Origin of the sequence: Burkholderia sp. Ac-20379, from assembly GCF_017104645.1 — a bacterium.
Taxonomy (GTDB): Bacteria; Pseudomonadota; Gammaproteobacteria; order Burkholderiales; family Burkholderiaceae; genus Burkholderia.
On record NZ_JAAGPF010000547.1, the window covers coordinates 1 to 2,897 of the forward strand.

2 protein-coding genes are annotated in these 2,897 nt (G+C 72.2%); both read left to right on the plus strand.

Annotated features, from left to right (window positions below):
* Window positions 1-437: 437 nt before the first annotated feature.
* Window positions 438-1,814: an amidase gene (locus G3N92_RS32545; protein WP_206131635.1), complete on the plus strand. Its 1,377-nt coding sequence runs from the start codon at window positions 438-440 to the stop codon at window positions 1,812-1,814.
* 156 nt (window positions 1,815-1,970) lie between these two features.
* Entirely contained in the window at window positions 1,971-2,489 is a 519-nt protein-coding gene (locus G3N92_RS32550) for a disulfide bond formation protein B (RefSeq protein WP_206131636.1), read from the plus strand.
* Window positions 2,490-2,897 lie beyond the last annotated feature (408 nt).

Consider the following 2,897-nt stretch of genomic DNA (forward strand, 5'->3'; position numbering starts at 1 on the left):
ACCGGCTCGACCGGCACGTCCTGGGCGGCCGGCACCTGCGCGGCGAACGCGGCCGGCGACGGCTTGGGCGGCTCGGGAGGCGGGGCGGCGGCGGGATTCTGGGAGGCCGCATCGGCGGCCGTGGCGAGGTCCGGACGCGGGCCGGACGGTGCTGCGGAAGGCGTGTTTTCGCTCATGACGAGGGTCTGGCGCGTCTGTCACGCGAGGGTTAGACGAAGATTCATTATCCTTCAGTACCGGATCAGCGGCAAATCGCCACCGATTGCCGATCGATTCGCGGGCGATCGGCGGCCGCGCCCGCATCGCCTTGCGCGACGCCGCTTCGCATCGGCCATCCGGCCGGCTGGACGCATGCAATCGATCCCCCTACTATCATCAGCCTGCATGCCGGAGCCGCCGCGCGGCTCCGTCCCCTCGCCTTCCGACCCGACGCCGCCATGACCACTTTCGCCCCGTTCCCGCCGCTCGCCACGCTGGCCGCTGATCTCGCCGCCGGGCGCACGACCAGCCGCGCGCTCGTCGACACCGCGCTAGAACGCATCGCCTCGCCCGCCGGCCAGGGCGCCGTCGCGTTCCTCGGCGTGGACGGCGACGCGGCTCGCACCGCCGCCGACGCCCACGACCGCCTGCGCGCGGCCGGCACGGTGCTGTCGCCGCTGGCGGGCCTTCCGGTGTCGGTCAAGGATCTGTTCGACGTGGCCGGCCAGGTCACGCGCGCCGGCTCGATCGCGCTCGACGACGCGCCGCCGGCCGAAGCCGACGCGCCCGTGGTGGCCCGGCTGCGCCGCGCCGGCGCGGTCTTCGTGGGCCGCACCAACATGAGCGAGTTCGCGTTCTCGGGCCTCGGCCTCAATCCGCACTACGGCACGCCCAGTTCGCCGTACCGGCGCGGCGTGGCCGGCGATGCACGGGTGGCGGGCGGCTCGTCGTCGGGCGCGGCGGCGTCGGTGGCGGACGGCATGGCGGCCGTCGCGCTCGGCACCGACACCGGCGGCTCGATCCGGATTCCGGCCGCGCTGTGCGGCCTGACGGGCTTCAAGCCCACCGCGAGCCGCGTGCCGCGCACGGGCGGCGTGCCGCTGTCGGCCACGCTCGATTCGTTCGGGCCGATCGGCGTGTCGGTGGCCTGCTGCGCGCTGGTCGACCGGATCCTGGCCGGGCTGGAGCCAGGCGTGCCGGCCGCCCGACCGCTCGAGGGCGTGCGGCTCGGCGTGCTCAACCATTACGTGACCGACGGCATGGATGCCGAGGTCACGGCCGCGTTCGACGCCGCGCTCAAGCATCTCGAAGCGGCCGGCGCGATCGTGTCCGACCTGCGCTTCGCGCCGCTCGACCGGCTCGCCGACATCAACCGCTTCGGTTTCTCGCCGATCGAGGCCTACGCCTGGCACCGGCCGCTGCTGGCGCGGCACGCCGACCGCTACGACCCGCGCGTGCTGACGCGCATCCTGAAAGGCCAACCGGCCAGCGCCGCCGATTATCTGGATCTGCTCGCCGCACGCGAGGCCGTGCTCGACGAGGCGGCGCGCACGCTGTGGCCGCGCGTGGACGCGGTGCTGGCGCCGACCGTGCCGGTGGCGCCGCCGCGCATCGCCGATCTCGAACGCGACGACGACGCGTTCGCCCGCACCAACGCGCTGATCCTGCGCAATCCGAGCGCGTTCAACTTCCTCGACGCCTGCGCGCTGTCGCTGCCCTGCCATCCGCGCGATACCGCGCCGGTCGGGCTGATGCTCGCGGCCGCGCCGCATCGCGACGACGCGCTGCTGGCGATCGGCCAGGCCGTCGAGGCGGTCTTGGCGACGATCCGCTGAGCACGGGCGGCGGCTCGGCAAAGGGCGCGGCCCTGACGGCCACCTGACCGCGCCGCCAGCCTCGCCCCGAATCGGTGCGTCGGCGAACCCGCCGGCCCGAAAAGCGCGCCGGTTCGCGCTAAAATCCGACGACTCAATTTTCGGGATCGACCACCGATGAACGATTTCTCGCTGTCGCTGCGCCGCGAGCGCCGCCTCTTGACGCTGCTCGGCGTCGTCTGCGTCGCGCTGCTGGCCGGCGCGCTGTATCTCCAGGTCGTCAAGGGCGAGGATCCTTGCCCGCTCTGCATCATCCAGCGCTACTTCTTCGCCGTGATCGCGATCTTCTCGTTCCTCGGCAACGGCCTGCGCAGCTGGCGCAGCCTGGCGGTGATCGAGGTGCTGATCCTGATCTCGGCCGCGGCCGGCGCGGGCACCGCGATCCATCACTGGCAGATCCAGCTCCATCCGGGCTTCAGCTGCGGCTTCGACACGATGCAGCCGATCGTCGACAGCCTGCCGCCGGCCACGTGGTTCCCAACCCTGTTCAAGGTGGCCGGCCTGTGCGAAACGCTCTACCCGCCGATCCTCGGGATTCTGCTGCCGGGCTGGGCCGCGATCGGCTTCGTCGTGATCTTCGTGCTGGTGGCCGCCGGCCTGATCCGCAACCGCCGCCGCATCGCGCGCGGGGCCTGATCCAGCCCGCCGCTCGGCGTTAACACCAAGCCTTGCCGGGGCGGCCTTCGCCCCGTTCCTCCTGCCCGCCTCGCACCGCGGCGGCATCGTGCCGATGCCCCGCCGGCGCTGCGCCGGCGGCCCCCGCCGCCCGTCGTCCGCGCCATCCCGCCCCGCGACGTACTACGATCAACATGATCGCCACCGAATAGCCCGCATCAGCCGGGGGAAATATTTCCCGGATTTTGCGGTGCTATCTTGAAAAACGGATGGCGATCTACGTGCGCGAGGCGGGAGTCCTCGGTGCTTGACGACCCTGCGTAACGCGCGCCTGATCCGCAATGTCCTGTTATCGACCATGACAACGCACACCATCCGTATCCGTCCCCGCGGCGCCGTGCTTCACGCGCGCCGCCCCCGCCCGAACCG